We start from the raw sequence: 15,999 nt of genomic DNA, 5'->3' as shown, positions 1-15,999 counted from the left end.
AGCCGTGCCCCGGGCATGACCGGAGCCGGGACGTCAGTCCTCGGTCCACCCGTGATTCCGGCCGAACCGCAGCAGTCCGAGCCGGACCTGGAGGATCTGGGCCCCGGTCAGGGTCGGCGCGGCGGCCAGCAGGATCTCGGTGACCTCGTGCAGGTACTCGTCCGGGGTGAGGACGTCGCACAGCGAGTCGTCGCCGTCCGGCTGCCTGGCCGCGACCGGGAAGGACACCGCGCCCCCGGCCCTGGCCGCCGCCAGCTTCACCGCCGAGGCCTTCAGGCCCCGGTCGCCCTCCTCGACGTCGAACTCCACCGCGAGTCCCGGACGCACCTGTTGCTCGGGAATGAGCAGGTCGTTCACGTGCAGGAAGACGTCCTCGGTGCCGTCGTCCGGAGCGATGAACCCATACCCCCGGGAACCGTCGAACCGCACCACCCGACCAGCGACCATGCCACCAACCCCCAGAGAACCCGGCCCCGTTGCCCGGGCCGTCACCAGCGCGAAGACTAGGCCACCGCGAGCCGCCGGGGCGAGCCGAGCCCGGCCCCGCCCGCTCGCACGGGCCGCCTGCCGCAGTGCGATGATCAGCGCGTCACGCCCGGCTCGGCCCGCGCGGACGGAAGGACGACTCATGGCCACCGAAGCGGCTCCGCACCCCGCCGACCCGGACCACGCGCGCATCCCGGACACCCCCGTCGGCGGGACGGTCGTCCTGCTCAACGGCACGTCCAGCTCGGGCAAGTCGAGCATCGCCGGGGAGCTGCTGAAGGAGCTCGACGGCACCTGGTTCCACATGCCCGTCGACGCCTTCCACGCCATGCGCGGCGGCCGGCCGGCCGCGGGCGCTGACCTCCAGGCCGAGATCGACCGCACCGTCAAGGGCTTCCATCGCGCCGTCGCCGGGATGGCGGCGGGCGGCAACAACCTCGTGGTGGACCATCCGCTCAGCCGCCACTGGCGCCTGCTCGACCTGCTCGGCCTGCTGGCGCCCGCCGACACCGTCCTGGTCGCGGTCCGCTGCCCGCTGCCCGAGCTGGCACGCCGGGAGCGCGCCCGGGGCGACCGGCAGCCGGGGCTGGCCGCCCTGCAGTACGAGCACGTCCACGCGTACGCACCGCACGACGTCGAGGTGGACACCAGCGTGCTGTCCCCGCGCGACTGCGCCCTGCGCATCGCCGGTTTCATGCGGGACCGGCCGAGCCCCACCGCCTTCCAAAGGCTCCGGGCGGCCTCGCGCCAAGAGGACGGACCCGGACCGGCGGCCGGGGCGTGACGCGGCGGCCGGAGCGGGACGCCCCGGCCGCCGTGCGCCCTCGACGGGCTACTCGTTGCGGAAGACCGCCTTGCTCACCTCGGCGGGATTCTGGAACTCCTTCTTCCCGAGGTGCGCGATGCGCTCGGTGACCTCCTTCGGCGCGTGGTTGTCCTCGGCGACCTTCCGGAGCTGGGCGGAGTCGCACGGGTACTCCGCGCCGGACAGGGCCTTCTGCAGATCGGTGGGGCTGACACCCGCCATGGTTCCTCCAGGGCGGCGAGAAGGGATCTACGGTTCGGCCGGCGCCCACTTCGCGCCGGACCGCTCAGGTACCCCGTCGCAGGTGACGGATTCACCCCGATTCCTCCCGTTATGGGATCCGGTGCGCGCGGGTACCCGGAATGCCCGCACAGTCTCGCGACAGGCGTGGAGGCACGGAATGACCGAGCAGACTCCCTCCCAGGCCGAGGGCGAACGGGACGACGACGACCTGACGCCCGGACCGCCGCACACCACTCCCTCGCAGGCCGAGGGCGAACGGGACGACGAGGAGAGCGAGCAGGACGTCTCCGGCGGCGGCGAGTGACGACGAAAGGGCCGTAGCGAGTGGCGTCGAAAGGGCCGTAATCGACGTCCAAAAGGGCCGTAATCGACGTCCAAAAGGGGCCATAGGAGGACACCGGAGGCCGGATAAGGAGACCGCGGAAGAAGGAGACCGGAGGAGGCGACACGATGGCCCACACCGGCGTTCCCGCGGTGCTGGCCGCGATCGAGGGCGTCGACTTCCCCGCCGGCAGGGAGCGGCTGGTGACGGCCGCCCGTGCCTCCGGCGCACCGGAGGAAGTGGTCGAGACCCTGCGCGGCATCCCGCCCGGGCGGTACGCCGACCGCGAGGAGGTCGCCGGGTCGGTCCGTGCCGAGCGCGGCCCGGACCTCGGGCGCCACGTCGTACGACGGCCCGAACGGGCGCGGCCGCGGCACGGCGGCAGGCCCGACCTGGCCCAGCACCTGCGCGAGGAGCCCAGGACGCCGATCCAGGAGGAGTTCGGCCGCTGACCCGCACACCGTGCTCGACACCCCTGGGCCCGCCCCGCCGGGCGGAGGCCGCCGCCGTGGTGCGCCGTCCGCCGCCGGCCTCCGGCGGCCGCGTCGCCCCCCTCACCGGCCGGCCGCCGGTCCTCCCCGGAATCCGCACGCATGGCCCGAATCGGAACCGGGTACGCGAGGCGGAAGCACGCCCGGGCCCCCGGCCGTGTGCCCGTACCGCCGCTACCTGGGGATCTGCCATGGAGACACCCGCCCACGACGACCGACAGCCCACGCCGGCCCAGCAGGCGCTCGACGCGCTGGCCGTGAACGCGGAGGACCAGATCGCCCTGGACACCCTCGCCCACAGCGAGGTGCTCGTCCCGGTGCCGGACGAGGCGGTGGACGGGGAGGGCGCAGACGGCTCGACCCTCGCACTGCCCATCCTCGAACAGAGCGAAGGGGACCCGGTGGTGCCGGTGTTCACCTCGGAGGGGACGATGGCCGAGCTGCTGCCGTTCGTCTCCCGCTACCGTCTGATACCGCTCGGCGCCCTGGCCTCCCAGTGGCCCGAGGAAGACCTCTCCCTCGCCATCGACGGCAGCTCCGCCCACGGCCTGACGCTGACCTCACAGGGCGTGCGCACGCTGCTGGCCCGCTGAGCGGCCCGTGCACGACGCGCCCGCGGGGCGCACGAGAGTGCCCCGCGGGCGGCGGAACGCCGTCCGGGACCGGTCATCCGGCCCGTTCGGCGAGCATGCGCTCCAGCACGGCCCGCTGCAGCGGGAGCACCTCGGCGTGCAGCTCGCGCCCCTTGCGGGTCAGCGCGACCCACACCCCGCGCCGGTCCTCCGCGCACACCGAGCGCTCGACCAGCCCGTCCTTCTCCAGCCGGTCGATCAGCCGGGACAGCGCGCTCTGGCTGAGATGGACCCGTCCGACCAGGTTCTGCACCCGGCACTGGTCGCCCTCCGCGGGCGACTCGGCGGCGAGGATGTCCAGCACCTCGAAGTCGCTGGCGCCGAGCCCGTGCGGATGCAGGGCACGGTCGATCTCGCACATCGTGCGCGCGTGCACCGTGAGGATGTCCCGCCAGCGTTCCTCGAGCCGGGCGTCGGCCGTCTTCACTGCCATACCCGCACGGTAGCACCGTTCCGGCCAATCGTTGACTGTGCAACTAGTATCGGTGCCGGGGCCGGTGGCGGCTCAGGCGGCCGGGTCCTGGAGCAGGCCCACCAGGTTGCCGTCGGCGTCCCTGACGAACGCGATCAGCCGTCCGCCGCCGACGTCCTGCGCGTCCTGCAGCAGCTCGGCGCCGGCCGACACCAGCGCCGCCAGCCGCTCCCGCAGATCGCTCACGTGCCAGTAGGGGACCGGCCCGGTCATGCCCTTGGCGTGTCCGTTCGGATCGAGACCGACGTCCTGCCCGGCGGCCTTGAAGCCCACGTAGTACGGCTCGTCCGCGTACGGCTCGACCCCCAGCAGCGCCGCGAACAGCGCCTTGGCGCGCTCCAGGTCCTTGACGGGGTAGATGATCGTCTGCACACCGGCGGTCATGGCACTCACTCCTGGAAGACGAAGGTCACCGGCGGCTTCCCACCGGTGACTCCCACGCTAGGGCGGGTGCACCCGCGACCGCTTCTCCGATCCTGACCGGTTGACCGCGGTCCTGACCGGTGGCCGCGGGCGGGCGCCGGGCGGGGCCGCTCACTCGCCGTGCAGCACCCCCGCGACGGTGAGGCGTGCCGCCCGTCGGGCGGGGACGTGCGCGCCGATGACCGTGGTCACGAGCCCCGCCGACGCCGGACCGGCCGGCCCGGTACCCGCCAACTGCCGCCGCCGCAGGAGCAGTTCGGTACCGGTCAAGGACCGGCGAGTTCCGTACGGGACGTGTCCGGCCGCGGCACAGTGGGAATGCCGCGCACGAGGATACGGGGGACGGAGGCGGGACGGATGACGGGGACCCCCTCGGGCCGCATACGGCAGACCATCCTGGAGCGGCTCAAGGACCCGGCGGCGCACTTCCCGGCGGGCCGCGCGCAAGGCGACCCGGCGGAGACGGGCGTCACCGCGCGGGCCGTGGCCGCCGGGCTCGGCGTGCCCCGCCGCACCGCCGCCGCCCACCTCGGCCTCCTGGCCCGTCTGGGTCTGCTGCGTACCCGGCGGATCCGGTGCCGCACCCACTACCGTCGCGACGAGACGCGCATCGCCGAGGTGGCCCGCATGTTCGAGAAAGGCTGGTGAACAGGTATGTCCACGGCACTCGTCCCGCTCCACTGCGTCGCCCTCGGCGGCCGCGGCCCCGAGGACGTGGTGACCGACGCCCGGGGCGACGTCCTGACCGGCACGGCGGACGGCCGCGTCCTGCGGATCCGCCACCTCACGGACCCGCACACGGCCCAGGTCGAGACGGTGGCCCACACCGGCGGCCGCCCGCTCGGCCTGGAGCCGCTGCCCGACGGCGGCCTGCTGGTGTGCGACGCCGAGCGCGGCCTGCTGCGGGTCGACCCCGCCGGCGCGGTGCGGGTGCTCGCGGACTCGGTGGCGGGGGAGCGGCTGCGGGTGTGCAGCAACGCCGTCGCGCTGGCCGACGGCAGCGTGTGCTTCACCGCCTCCAGCCGCCGCTACCCCCTCGAACGGTGGATCGGCGACATCGTGGAGCACACCGGCACCGGGCGGCTGCTGCGCCTGTCGCCCGGCGGCGGCGCCCCCGAGGTGCTGCTGGACGGCCTCCAGTTCGCCAACGGCCTCGCGCCGAGCGGCGACGGATCCTTCCTGGTGGTGGCCGAGACCGGCGCCTGCCGGCTCACCCGGTACCACCTCACCGGGCCGCGCGCCGGACAGGCCGAACTCTTCGCCGAGCTGCCCGGCATGCCCGACAACATCTGGCGGGAGGGCCCGGCCGGCCCGGTCTGGGTGGCCCTGGCCGGGCCCCGCGTCCCCCCGCTCGACCTGCTGCACCGCGCCCCGTCCGGCGTCCGCCGCGCCGCCGCCCGGGCCGCAGTCCGCGCCCCGTACCGGCCGAGCGGCACGACCGGCGTGCTCGCGGTCGACGACCACGGCCGCACCGTGCACCACCTGACCCGCCGGCGCTCCCGCTTCCGCATGGTCACCAGCGTCTGCAGGACCGGCGGACTCCTGGTCCTCGGCAGCTTCTGGGAGCCGGGCGTCGCCGTCTGCGCGGCTCCGGCCACCGGGTGACCCGGCGGTACCCTGGTGCCCGGCCGTGATCACCCGCCGTGGTCCGGCCGAACAGGAGATCCCCGCGCATGACAGCCCCGGAAACCGAGAGCCTTCGTGCCCGCCCCGCGTCGCGGCGGCGGCCCGCGTGGCGCACCCAGGCCCCCGTCGTCGCGGTGGTCTCGGCCGGCGGCGCCCTCGGGGCGACCGTCCGCTACGCCTTCACTCTGGCCTGGCCCACCCCGCCCGGCGGCTTCCCCTGGGCCACCTTCTGGACCAACGTCACCGGCTGCGCCGTGATCGGCGTCTTCATGGTGCTGATCACCGATGTGTGGGCCGCCCACCGTCTGGTGCGCCCCTTCTTCGGCACCGGCGTGCTCGGCGGCTACACCACCTTCTCCACCTACGCCGTCGACATCCAGAAACTGGCCGAAGGCGGGCACCCGCGCACCGCGCTCGCCTACCTCGCCGTCACCTTGCTCGCGGCCGTCGCGGCGGTGTGGGCGGCCTCGGCCGCCGCCCGGGCCCTGCTCACCAGGAGGCAGCGATGACATCCCTCACCGGCCGGGCGCTGCGGCTGACCGTGTACATCGGCGAGGACGACACCTGGCACCACAAGCCCCTCTACTCCGAGATCGTGCACCGCGCGCACGCCGCCGGTCTCGCCGGGGCCAGCGTCTTCCGTGGCGTCGAGGGCTTCGGCGCCTCCTCGCGCATCCACACCTGCCGGCTGCTGTCGTTGAGCGAGGACCTGCCCGTCGCGATCGTCGTCGTGGACACCGAGGAGCGGATCCGCGCCTTCCTGCCGCAACTGGACGAACTCGTCGCCGAAGGCCTGGTCACCCTGGACGAGTGCGAGGTCGTCCGGTACGCCGGCCGAACCCCGGAACCGGACGAAACGGACCCGAAGGGTAAGAGGTCGTTGTGAACTGGCTGCTGGTCGTCCTGGGTGCGCTGGTCGGGGCGCCGCTGCGCTATCTCACCGACCGGGCCGTCCAGGCCAGGCACGACTCGCTCTTCCCCTGGGGCACCTTCGTGGTGAACGTCACCGGCTGTCTGGTCCTGGGCCTGATCACCGGCGCCGCCTCCGCCGGAGCCGCAGGTCAGCACCTTCAGCTGCTGCTGGGTACCGGCCTGTGCGGTGCCCTGACGACGTACTCGACCTTCTCCTACGAGACGCTCAGGCTGACCGAGGCCGGTGCGAGCCTCTACGCTGCGGCCAACGCCGCGGCGAGCGTGGTGGCCGGCCTGGCGGCGGCCTTCGCCGGGGTGTGGCTCGCCGGAGCCCTGTGGGCGTAGCGACCCGTCCCGCGGACCGGGCATAGTAGGGGCGTCTACAGCCCTGTCGACCAACTCTCCTCAGAACTGGATCCCATGAGCGCCATCTCCGTCGGTCAGGCCGTCGTCCTCGGAGTCGTCGAGGGGGTGACCGAATTCCTCCCCGTGTCGTCCACCGGCCACCTCAAGATCGTCGAAGGCCTCATGGACATCCCCGTCGACGACAAGTCCGTCGTCGGGTTCTCGGCCGTCATCCAGGTCGGCGCCATCGCGGCCGTGCTCGTGTACTTCTTCAAGGACATCAAGCGGATCGTCTCCGCCTGGTTCCGCGGGCTGACCAAGCCCGAGGAGCGCTACCACCACGACTACAAGTTCGCCTGGTGGGTGATCGCCGCCACCGTCCCGATCGTCGTCGTGGGCCTCGCGGCGAAGCCGCTGATCGACGGCCCGCTGGCCTCGCTCTGGGTGGTCGCCGGCTCCCTGATCGCCGGGTCCGGTGTGATGTGGGCGGCCGACCAGATGGGCCGCCACAAGCGCGGTGAGGACGACACGTCCTTCAAGGACGCGATGCTGGTCGGCTGCTCGCAGATCCTCGCCCTGCTCTTCCCCGGCTTCTCCCGCTCCGGCGCCACCATGTCCACCGCGCTCGTCCTCGACCTGGACCGGGTCGCGGCCACCCGGCTGTCCTTCTTCCTCGGCATCCCGGCCCTGACCGGCGCCGGCGTCTACGAGCTGAAGGACGCCCTCGGCGCCGGCGTGGGCGCCGCCCCGCTGGCCGTCGGCACGATCGTGTCCTTCGTCGTCGCCTACGCCTCCATCGCCTGGCTGCTGAAGTTCGTCGCCAAGCACTCCTTCAACGCCTTCGTGATCTACCGGATCGTGATCGGCGTGGCGCTCCTCGGTCTCCTCGCGACCGGCACGCTCAGCGGCTGAGCGCGGCCACCGGCCACCCACGGGGTGCGGCAGCCCGACGACGGGCGCCGCACCCCGTGCCCGTTCCCGGGGCCGGTCCGCCTTGACAGCGCGCTCCCGCGAGGCGCAGGATCGCTCCGTGAACCTGTCAGACAGCCAGACAGGTGGTCCCGGTCCGCGGCGCGTCAGCGCCATGGAGGCGGTCCTCGGCCACCTGCGCGGCGCCATCGAGAACGGCGAGTACGCCGTCGGCGACAAGCTGCCCTCCGAGGCCGAGCTGTGCCGCACCCTCGAGGTCTCCCGGCCCGTGCTCCGCGAGGCACTGCGCGCCCTGCAGACGATGGGCCTGACGGTCTCCCGCACCGGCAAGGGGACCTTCGTCGTCGCCGACGCCGTCGACGAACCCACCTTCGGCGACTACACGGCCGGTGACCTGCTCGAGGTCCGCCGCCACGTCGAGATCCCGGTCGCCGGGTACGCGGCCGTCCGCCGCACCCCGGAGAACCTGGACCACCTGCACCGGCTCCTCGACCGCATGGAGCGGGAGACCGACACCACCGCGTGGGTCGCCATGGACAGCCTCTTCCACCTCGCCGTCGCCGAGGCCGCCCAGAACCCGGTGTTCCGCCGGGTCATCGAGGAGATCCGCGACGCGCTGGCACGCCAGTCCGCCTTCCTCAACGAGCTGGGCGGGCGCCGGGAACAGTCCAACCGCGAGCACCGGGCGATCGTCGAGGCACTGGTGGACGGCAGCGAACACGACGCCATCCAGGCCATGAGCCACCACCTCGACCGCGTCGAGACGACCCTCACCGACATCGTGCGCGCCGGACGCCCCGGCCCGTCGGCCGGCGCCGGCGCGTGACCCGTCTCCCGCCCGCCGGTTCCCGCCCCGGCTCCGTCCTCCCCGCCCGAACCGACCACCGAACCAGGCAGTGATGTACAGCAGCTCTCCCGCGCCCGCGCCCGCACCCGTCGTCCGTGAACCCCGGCACGCCCCCGTCGCCCACCTCGTGCGCGGCGGCGTGGTCGAGGGCGTCCACTACGGCTCGGTCGTCGTCCTCGGCGCCGACGGCCGCGTCCAGCTCCAGCTCGGCGACGTCGAGGCCGCGTTCTACCCCCGTTCGGCCCTCAAGCCGCTCCAGGCCGTGGCCATGCTGCGCGCCGGGCTCCCGCTGGACGGCGCTCTGCTCTCCCTGGCCGCCGCGAGCCACTCCGGCGAGGAGCGCCACCTCGCCGGCGCCCGGCGGATCCTCGAACTCGCCGGGCTCGGCGAGGACGACCTGCGCAACGTGCCCGACATGCCCTACGGCCCGCAGGTCCGGGACGCCTGGGTCCGGGAGGGCCGGGGACCCGCCCGGCTCGCCCAGAACTGCTCCGGCAAGCACGCGGCGATGCTGTGGACCGCCAAGGCCAACGGCTGGTCCCTGCCGGACTACCTGGACCCGGCCCACCCGCTGCAGCGGGCCGTCGCCGCCACGATCGAGGAGCTCACCGGCCAGCGGATCGCCCGGGTCACCGTGGACGGCTGCGGCGCGCCGCTGTTCTCGGTCTCGCTGCACGGCCTCGCCCGCGCCGCCGCCCGCCTGACCACCGCGGCGCCCGGCACCCCGGAGGGCCGGGTGGCCGACGCGATGCGCGAGCACGCCGAGATGGCCTCCGGCGCCGGCCGGGACGTGGCCGAGCTGATGCGCGCCGTGCCCGGCCTGCTCGCCAAGGACGGCTTCGAGGGCGTCCAGGTCGCCGCGCTCCCGGACGGCCGCGCCGTCGCCGTCAAGATCGCCGACGGCGCGAACCGGGCGCGGATACCCGTGGCCGCCGCCGCCCTGGCCCTGGCCGGCGTCGACCCGGCCCCGCTCGCCGCGTTCGCGGGCGAGCCCCTGCTCGGCGGAGGGCAGCCGGTCGGCCGGGTGCGTCCGGTGCCGGCACTCGACCCGGCGCCGCTCCCGACCTGCGCCTGACCCCCTCCCGCCCCCGCACCTCGGAAAGAGGGCCGCACCCCCCATGACCGCCGCCACCCGAAGCGAGCACGACCTGCTCGGCGACCGCGACGTGCCCGCCGACGCCTACTGGGGCATCCACACCCTGCGCGCGACGGAGAACTTCCCCATCACCGGCACCCCGATCTCCGCCTACCCGCACCTGATCGACGCCCTGGCCGCCGTGAAGGAGGCCGCCGCCCTCGCCAACGAGGAACTCGGCCTGCTGGAGCCCCGGAAGGCGGCCGCGATCATCACCGCCTGCCGGGAGATACGCGCCGGCGAGCTGCACGACCAGTTCGTCGTGGACGTCATCCAGGGCGGCGCCGGCACGTCCACCAACATGAACGCCAACGAGGTCGTGGCCAACCGCGCGCTGGAACTGCTCGGCCACGGCAAGGGCGAGTACGCGCACCTGCACCCCAACGAGGACGTCAACCTCGGCCAGTCCACCAACGACGTCTACCCGACCGCCGTCAAGATCGCGACGGTGTTCGCGGTGCGCGGCCTGCTCAAGGCCATGGCCGTCCTGCAGGACGCCTTCGCGAACAAGGCCGTCGAGTTCCGCGACGTGCTCAAGATGGGCCGCACCCAGCTCCAGGACGCCGTGCCGATGACCCTCGGCCAGGAGTTCTCGGCGTTCGCCGTCATGCTCGACGAGGACCGCGGCCGGCTCGCCGAGGCGGTGGAACTGATCCACGAGATCAACCTCGGCGCCACCGCCATCGGCACCGGCCTCAACGCCCCGGCCGGCTACGCCGAGGCGGCCCGCCGGCACCTCGCCGCCATCACCGGGCTGCCCCTGGTCACCGCGGCCAACCTGGTCGAGGCCACCCAGGACTGCGGCGCCTTCGTGCAGATGTCCGGCGTGCTGAAGCGGATCGCCGTCAAGCTCTCCAAGAGCTGCAACGACCTGCGCCTGCTCTCCTCGGGCCCGCGCGCGGGCCTCGCCGAGATCAACCTGCCGCCGGTGCAGGCCGGTTCGTCGATCATGCCGGGCAAGGTCAACCCGGTGATCCCCGAGGTCGTCAACCAGGTCGCCTTCGAGGTCATCGGCAACGACGTCGCCATCACCATGGCCGCCGAGGCGGGACAGCTCCAGCTCAACGCCTTCGAGCCGCTCATCCTGCACTCCCTGTCGGAGAGCATCACCCACCTGCGCAGCGCCTGTCTGACACTGGCCGAGCGGTGCGTCACCGGCATCACCGCCAACACCGAGCGGCTGCGCGCCGCCGTGGAGAACTCCATCGGCCTGGTCACCGCGCTCAACCCCTACATCGGCTACACGGCCGCCACCGACATCGCCAAGGAGGCCCTCGCCACCGGCCGGGGCGTTGCCGAACTCGTCCTGGAGAAGGGCCTGCTGCCCGCCGACCGGCTGGCCGGCCTGCTGCGCCCCGAGATCGTCGCGGGCAGCGGGTCGCCCGCCGCCTGACCCGCGCGGGCACGCGACGGGGTGCCGGGAGCGGCCCGACGGCACAATGGCGGTCATGGCAACGACGTCGCCCCCCGCCTTCCTGCCGGTCCTGGAGCGCATCGCCCAGGAACTGGGCCGCACCCCCGGCCGCGGGCGCCCCGCCGACTACATCCCGGCCCTCGCGGCCCGTGATCCGCGCAGCTTCGGCATGGCGGTCGCCGAGCTGGACGGCACGGTGTACGGGGTGGGGGAGTGGCGGCAGCCGTTCTCCACGCAGTCCATCACCAAGGTGTTCACCCTCGCCCTCGACCTGGCCCGCGAGGGCGACGAACTCTGGGAGCACGTGGGCCGCGAGCCGTCCGGAAACCCGTTCAACTCCCTGGTGCAACTGGAGTACGAGAACGGCATCCCGCGCAACCCGTTCATCAACGCGGGCGCGCTGGTCGTCACCGACCGCCTGCAGACCCGCACCGGGGACGCCGCCGGCGAGCTCCTCGCCTTCCTGCGCGCCGAGAGCGGCAACCCCCAGCTGGACTTCGACCTGGAGGTCGCCGCCTCCGAGACCGCGCACGGCGACCGCAACGCGGCCCTCGCCCACTTCATGGCGTCGTACCACAACATCGACAACGACGTGCCGGTGCTGCTCGACCAGTACTTCCGGCAGTGCTCCGTCGCCGCCTCCTGCGCCGACCTCGCCCTCGCCACCGGCTTCCTGGCCCGCCACGGCATCCGCGCCGACGGCACCCGGCTGCTCACCCGCAGCCAGGCCAAGCAGGTCAACGCGGTGATGCTGACCTGCGGCACGTACGACGCGGCCGGCGACTTCGCCTACCGGGTCGGGCTGCCCGGCAAGAGCGGCGTCGGCGGCGGGATCATCGCGGTGGTCCCGGGCCGCTGCACGCTGTGCGTGTGGAGCCCGGGCCTCGACGAGCGGGGCAACTCGGTGGCGGGCGTGGCGGCCCTGGACCGGTTCACCACCCTCACCGGCCTGTCGGTGTTCTGACCCGGGCCGTTCTGACCCGGGCGGCGCCCGCTCCGCACACGCCGGTCACGTGCGGGCCGCCCGCCGGTGCCGGGAGCGTCGCCCACCGGCCACCCGGCATTGCCAGGCTGACGGCGTGCCGGCCCTCACCGCTCCCTTCGACCTGCGCCGCTGCCGGCTGCTCGGGCTGGCCGGCACCGCCGTCCTCGCGCTGGGCGGGAAGACGGCGGGCGCCTTGCCCGTGCGCGACCTGCTCGCCCCGGCCTCCGCACGGGCCGCGCTCGGCCTGGTCGGGGTCTACTGCGGCGTCGTGCTGCTCACCGCGGCCTGGGCGCTCCTCGGCCGGCTGGTGCGCGGCCCGCGACCACCCGGCGTGCGCGCCCTGCTGACGGTGCTCGCCGTCTGGGCGGCCCCGCTGCTGCTCGCACCCCCGCTCTTCAGCCGGGACGTCTACAGCTATCTCGCGCAGGGAGCCATGGTCGACGCCCACATGGACGTCTACGCCCACGGGCCCGCCCGGCTCGGCGGCCCGCTCGCCGACGAGGTGGCCCCGGTGTGGCGGCACACGGCCGCCCCCTACGGCCCGGCGTTCCTGGGCCTGGCCTCGGCGCTGTCCGCCCTCACCCGCGGCGAGCTGCCCGCGGGCCTGGCCGGCATGCGCCTGGTCGCCGTGCTCGGCGTGGCCCTGATGGCGGCCGCGCTGCCCCGCCTCGCCCGGCACAGCGGCGCCGACCCGGCCGCGGCGCTGTGGCTCGGCGCCCTCAACCCGCTGGTCCTGCTGCACCTGGTCGCGGGCGCCCACAACGACGCGCTGATGCTCGGCCTGCTCGGGCTCGGCCTGGTCGCGGCCCTCGGCCGGTGGCCCCTGCTCGGCACGGTGCTCATCACCCTCGCCGCCCTGGTCAAGGCGCCCGCCGCGCTGGGCCTGCCGGCGGCGCTGCTCCTCCAGGTCCACTCCGGCCGCGGCCCGCTGCGCGCCACGGTCACGACGGCGGCCGGCGCCGCGGCGACGACGGTCCTGGCCACCGCCCTGGCCGGCACCGGCTACGGCTGGATCGGCGCGCTCGACACCCCTGTCTCCGCGCACAACTGGGCCCTGACCAGCCTGCTCGGCCGGGCCACCGGCGCCCTGCTCCAACACCTCGGCAGCGGCCTCGCCCCGCTCGCCGTGCCCGCCTGGCACCTGCTGGGCCTGGTGGCCACCGCCGTCGCCGTGACGCTGATCTGGCTCCGGCTGCGCCCGCTGCCGGTCTACGCGCTCGGACTGAGCCTGCTGACGGTCGCCGTGCTCGGACCGGCGATCCGGCCTTGGTACGTCCTGTGGGGTCTGTTCCTCGTCGCGGCCGCCGCGCCCAGCACGCCGGTACGGCACCGGTTGGCCGCCCCGACCGCCGCCCTGGCCCTCGCGGTGCTGCCGAGCGGCGGCCCGCCCGGCCCCGGCCAGCTCGCCCTCGCCGTGTGCGGCGCGGCCCTGGGGCTGGTCCTGCTGGGACAGGCCCGCCTGGCGGCCGGGGCACCGGCGTCGCGAGGCACGGCATGAGGGCCCCCTCGCTGCCGCGCACCGACCGCGGACGCCTGCTGCTGGTGGTGGCCCTGGCCGCCGCGGTGACCGTCTTCACCGCCACCGTGCCCCTGCTGCGGGACTTCTTCGATCTGCGCGTCTACTACGGAACCGTGCACACGTGGGCCGGGCACGGCGGCCGGATCTACGACTACCGGGTGCCGGGTACGTCGTACGGCTTCACCTATCCGCCGTTCGCCGCGCTGGCCATGCTGCCGCTCGCCGCGATGGGCCGGCCCACCGCGATCGCCGCCTCGCTGCTGCTGAACCTGGCCGCGCTGGCGGTCGTCCTGCGCGTCCTGGCCGGGCCCGGGTGGCGCCGGCACGGCTGGTTCCGCTGGTCGCTGGCGCTGTGCGCGCTCGCGCTGTTCGAGCCGCTGCGGGACACCGTCAGCTTCGGGCAGGTGAACCTGGTGCTGCTGGCCCTGGTGCTCGGCGACGCCTGGCTGCTCGGGACCGGCCGCGGCCGGTGGGCGGGCGCCGGGATCGGGCTGGCCGCGGCGGTGAAGCTCACCCCCGCCCTGTTCATCGCCCTGCTGCTGCTCGCCCGGCGGTGGCGGGCGGCCGCCGTGGCCGGCTGTGTGGCCCTCGCGGCGACCGGGCTGGCCGCCTGGGCGGACCCGGGCGCGTCCCGCTTCTACTGGACCGGGGCGCTGTGGGACACGAGCCGCGTCGGCCGCCTCGACTACGTGTCGAACCAGTCGCTGCAGGGCGTCCTGGCCCGCCTCGGCGAGCCGGACCGCGCCCTGTGGGCCGGTGCGGTGCTGCTGGTGCTGTGCGGGTGGGCGTGGCGCGCCCGCCGGGCGGTGGCGGCGGCCGACTGGCCCGCGGCCTTCGCGCTCACCGGCGCGGCGGCCTGCCTGGTCAGCCCCGTCACCTGGGTGCACCACCTGGTGTGGCTGCTGCCGTCCCTGGTGGTGCTGGCGCGCGCCGGGCACCCGCGGCTCGCGGGCGCCCTGTACGCGGTGCTGTGCACCAGCGTGGTCTGGCTCTGGGTACGGGACGCCTCCGGCGTGGGCGGCTTTCTGGGCGGCAGCGCCTACACCTGGGTCACGCTCGGTCTGCTGCTGGGCCTGTCGGCCGGTCAGCCGCGGGCGCCCCGGCCGATCCTGGCCCGCAGCACCAGCGTCAGCGCCGCCGCGCCGAGCCCGGAGAAGCCCACGACGGCCGCGGCGGGCGCCCAGTCCGAGCCGTCGTCCGGCGCGGGGGCGGCGGGCGCCGCGGCGGGGGCGGCGGCCGCGGCGGGGGCGGCCGGGGGGCGCAGCGCGTCCAGCGATCCCACCGGGTCCACCCATCCGGCCGCGGCGAAGCCCCAGTCGAGCAGTCGCCGGGCCTCCTCGTACACGGCCAAGCCGCCGCCTTCCTGAGGGTTCATCACGGTCACCACGAGGGTGCGGCCGTCCCGGCGGGCCGCGGCGACGAGGGTGTTGCCCGCGTTGCTGGTGTAGCCGTTCTTGATCCCGATCAGCCCCGGGTACGGCGTCACCCCGTCCGCGCCGGTCAGCAGCCGGTTGGTGTTCTCGATCTGGTACGGGTCCGCGTCGCCCGGGAACTCGGACCGGGCGGTGGAGCAGTACCGGGCGAAGTCGGGGTTGCGCAGCCCCGCCCGTCCGAAGACGGCCAGGTCGTAGGCCGAGGACACCTGGCCGTCGGCGTCGTAGCCGTCGGGGGAGACGACATTGGTGTCCAGGGCGCCCAGGGACCGCGCCTTGGCCTGCATCTTCCTGGCCGTGGCCTGCCAGCCGCCGCCCAGCGAGGCCAGCACGTGCACGGCGTCGTTGCCCGAGCTGAGGAAGACCCCGCGCCACAGGTCGGCCACCTGGTAGCTGTGCCCCTCCTCGACGCCGACCAGGCTGCTGCCCTCGCCGATGTCCTGCAGTTCCCGGTAGTCGACGGTGTGCCGCATGCCGGCGGGCAGGCCGGGCAGCAGGGTGAGGGCGAACAGGGTCTTCATGGTGCTCGCGGGCGGCAGCCGGCGGTGCGCTTCGTTCGCGGCCAGCACCTTGCCGCTGTCGGCGTCGGCGACCAGCCAGGACAGCGCGGAGACGGCCGGTACCTCGGGGGCGCCCCGCTGGGGTCTGACCTGTGTGCCGGAGTGGTTGAGCAGGGACGGCGGCGGCACCGTGGTGCGTGGACCGGGCGGTGCGGGATCCCCCGCACGGTGTGCGGCGGAGGCGGCGGCCGGTGCGAGGGCGAGGACGCCCGCCGCACACAGGGAGCAGGCCGTGACGGCGACCCGACGAGAGAATCCGGTGATCATACGATCAACATAGGAAGGCGGGGCGGCCTCGACGGGCTGCCCGCGCCGGACGGCCTACGGGAGCAACCCGGATGCCGCACCGGCGGGCGGGCCGCAAGTGGTCCGGCCACGGACGCGCGGGCGGGCCGGGAGGCGGTCCGGACACCGGACGC

General features: G+C 74.5%; 21 protein-coding genes and 1 pseudogene. 16 read left to right on the top strand and 6 right to left on the bottom strand.

What is annotated here, in order from left to right:
* Nucleotides 1-33: 33 nt before the first annotated feature.
* Entirely contained in the window at nt 34-447 is a 414-nt protein-coding gene (locus TNCT1_RS05170) for a cold-shock protein (RefSeq protein ID WP_143628732.1), read from the bottom strand.
* A 181-nt stretch (nt 448-628) separates the two neighbouring features.
* Here TNCT1_RS05170 and TNCT1_RS05165 point away from each other — a divergent pair, with 181 nt between their 5' ends.
* Nucleotides 629-1,270 (top strand): chloramphenicol phosphotransferase CPT family protein, encoded by a 642-nt coding sequence (locus TNCT1_RS05165; RefSeq protein ID WP_143628729.1) that lies wholly within the window; start codon nt 629-631, stop codon nt 1,268-1,270.
* Between the two features lie 48 nt (nt 1,271-1,318).
* On the opposite strand, the gene TNCT1_RS05160 is transcribed toward TNCT1_RS05165, so the two are convergent.
* Nucleotides 1,319-1,513, bottom strand: coding sequence for a DUF2795 domain-containing protein (locus TNCT1_RS05160; protein ID WP_143628726.1), 195 nt, complete (start codon nt 1,511-1,513; stop codon nt 1,319-1,321).
* Between the two features lie 178 nt (nt 1,514-1,691).
* On the opposite strand from TNCT1_RS05160, the gene TNCT1_RS35765 reads away from it, so the two are divergent.
* The 3 genes from TNCT1_RS35765 (at nt 1,692) to TNCT1_RS05150 (ending at nt 2,940) form a co-directional block, all read left to right on the top strand.
* Nucleotides 1,692-1,838 carry a hypothetical protein gene (locus tag TNCT1_RS35765; RefSeq protein WP_174266154.1) on the top strand — a complete coding sequence of 49 codons (147 nt, stop codon included), beginning with the start codon at nt 1,692-1,694 and terminating at the stop codon, nt 1,836-1,838.
* A gap of 146 nt (nt 1,839-1,984) precedes the next feature.
* The gene (locus TNCT1_RS05155; RefSeq protein WP_143628723.1) at nt 1,985-2,308 is read left to right on the top strand and encodes a DUF2795 domain-containing protein; all 324 of its coding nucleotides are present in this window, start codon (nt 1,985-1,987) and stop codon (nt 2,306-2,308) included.
* 230 nt (nt 2,309-2,538) lie between these two features.
* Nucleotides 2,539-2,940 carry an SseB family protein gene (locus TNCT1_RS05150; RefSeq protein ID WP_143628722.1) on the top strand — a complete coding sequence of 134 codons (402 nt, stop codon included), beginning with the start codon at nt 2,539-2,541 and terminating at the stop codon, nt 2,938-2,940.
* Nucleotides 2,941-3,013: 73 nt separating this feature from the next.
* On the opposite strand, the gene TNCT1_RS05145 is transcribed toward TNCT1_RS05150, so the two are convergent.
* From TNCT1_RS05145 to TNCT1_RS35480, 3 genes are all read right to left on the bottom strand, one after another.
* Entirely contained in the window at nt 3,014-3,412 is a 399-nt protein-coding gene (locus TNCT1_RS05145; RefSeq protein ID WP_143628720.1) for a MarR family winged helix-turn-helix transcriptional regulator, read from the bottom strand.
* Between the two features lie 72 nt (nt 3,413-3,484).
* Nucleotides 3,485-3,835, bottom strand: a complete 351-nt coding sequence (locus tag TNCT1_RS05140; protein WP_143628718.1) for a VOC family protein — start codon at nt 3,833-3,835, stop codon at nt 3,485-3,487.
* A gap of 150 nt (nt 3,836-3,985) precedes the next feature.
* On the bottom strand, nt 3,986-4,144 hold the full coding sequence (locus TNCT1_RS35480) for a hypothetical protein (protein WP_160160375.1): 159 nt from the start codon (nt 4,142-4,144) through the stop codon (nt 3,986-3,988).
* A gap of 87 nt (nt 4,145-4,231) precedes the next feature.
* On the opposite strand from TNCT1_RS35480, the gene TNCT1_RS05135 reads away from it, so the two are divergent.
* The 12 genes from TNCT1_RS05135 (at nt 4,232) to TNCT1_RS36785 (ending at nt 14,954) form a co-directional block, all read left to right on the top strand.
* Nucleotides 4,232-4,522, top strand: coding sequence for a helix-turn-helix domain-containing protein (locus TNCT1_RS05135; protein ID WP_143628716.1), 291 nt, complete (start codon nt 4,232-4,234; stop codon nt 4,520-4,522).
* Nucleotides 4,523-4,528: 6 nt separating this feature from the next.
* The gene (locus TNCT1_RS05130) at nt 4,529-5,479 is read left to right on the top strand and encodes an SMP-30/gluconolactonase/LRE family protein (protein WP_143628714.1); all 951 of its coding nucleotides are present in this window, start codon (nt 4,529-4,531) and stop codon (nt 5,477-5,479) included.
* A gap of 68 nt (nt 5,480-5,547) precedes the next feature.
* Nucleotides 5,548-6,009 (top strand): CrcB family protein, encoded by a 462-nt coding sequence (locus TNCT1_RS05125; protein WP_143628712.1) that lies wholly within the window; start codon nt 5,548-5,550, stop codon nt 6,007-6,009.
* Nucleotides 6,006-6,386 (top strand): DUF190 domain-containing protein, encoded by a 381-nt coding sequence (locus TNCT1_RS05120; protein WP_143628710.1) that lies wholly within the window; start codon nt 6,006-6,008, stop codon nt 6,384-6,386. The genes TNCT1_RS05125 and TNCT1_RS05120 overlap by 4 nt, the downstream gene beginning before the upstream one ends.
* Entirely contained in the window at nt 6,383-6,757 is a 375-nt protein-coding gene (gene crcB, locus TNCT1_RS05115) for a fluoride efflux transporter CrcB (RefSeq protein ID WP_143628707.1), read from the top strand. The genes TNCT1_RS05120 and crcB overlap by 4 nt, the downstream gene beginning before the upstream one ends.
* Before the next feature lie 75 nt (nt 6,758-6,832).
* Nucleotides 6,833-7,669 carry an undecaprenyl-diphosphate phosphatase gene (locus TNCT1_RS05110; protein ID WP_143628705.1) on the top strand — a complete coding sequence of 279 codons (837 nt, stop codon included), beginning with the start codon at nt 6,833-6,835 and terminating at the stop codon, nt 7,667-7,669.
* 118 nt (nt 7,670-7,787) lie between these two features.
* Entirely contained in the window at nt 7,788-8,513 is a 726-nt protein-coding gene (locus TNCT1_RS05105) for a FadR/GntR family transcriptional regulator (protein WP_143628703.1), read from the top strand.
* Nucleotides 8,514-8,586: 73 nt separating this feature from the next.
* Nucleotides 8,587-9,609 carry an asparaginase gene (locus TNCT1_RS05100; protein ID WP_174266153.1) on the top strand — a complete coding sequence of 341 codons (1,023 nt, stop codon included), beginning with the start codon at nt 8,587-8,589 and terminating at the stop codon, nt 9,607-9,609.
* Nucleotides 9,610-9,652: 43 nt separating this feature from the next.
* Complete coding sequence (gene aspA / locus TNCT1_RS05095; RefSeq protein ID WP_143628699.1) at nt 9,653-11,062, top strand: aspartate ammonia-lyase; 1,410 nt, start codon at nt 9,653-9,655, stop codon at nt 11,060-11,062.
* Between the two features lie 46 nt (nt 11,063-11,108).
* Nucleotides 11,109-12,047, top strand: a complete 939-nt coding sequence (locus TNCT1_RS05090) for a glutaminase (RefSeq protein ID WP_143628697.1) — start codon at nt 11,109-11,111, stop codon at nt 12,045-12,047.
* Between the two features lie 115 nt (nt 12,048-12,162).
* Nucleotides 12,163-13,566: a polyprenol phosphomannose-dependent alpha 1,6 mannosyltransferase MptB gene (mptB, locus tag TNCT1_RS05085; RefSeq protein ID WP_143628695.1), complete on the top strand. Its 1,404-nt coding sequence runs from the start codon at nt 12,163-12,165 to the stop codon at nt 13,564-13,566.
* Complete coding sequence (locus tag TNCT1_RS36785) at nt 13,563-14,954, top strand: glycosyltransferase 87 family protein (RefSeq protein WP_143628693.1); 1,392 nt, start codon at nt 13,563-13,565, stop codon at nt 14,952-14,954. The genes mptB and TNCT1_RS36785 overlap by 4 nt, the downstream gene beginning before the upstream one ends.
* A gap of 59 nt (nt 14,955-15,013) precedes the next feature.
* Here TNCT1_RS36785 and TNCT1_RS05075 read toward each other — a convergent pair.
* Nucleotides 15,014-15,847 (bottom strand): annotated as a pseudogene (locus tag TNCT1_RS05075) (D-alanyl-D-alanine carboxypeptidase family protein); the annotation flags it as partial.
* Between the last annotated feature and the right edge of the window lie 152 nt (nt 15,848-15,999).

Source organism: Streptomyces sp. 1-11 (genome assembly GCF_007176755.1).
In the GTDB taxonomy this organism is placed as follows: Bacteria; Actinomycetota; Actinomycetes; order Streptomycetales; family Streptomycetaceae; genus Streptomyces.
Note: the sequence above shows the minus strand (reverse complement) of the source record. Positions and strands in the feature narration are given on the sequence as shown.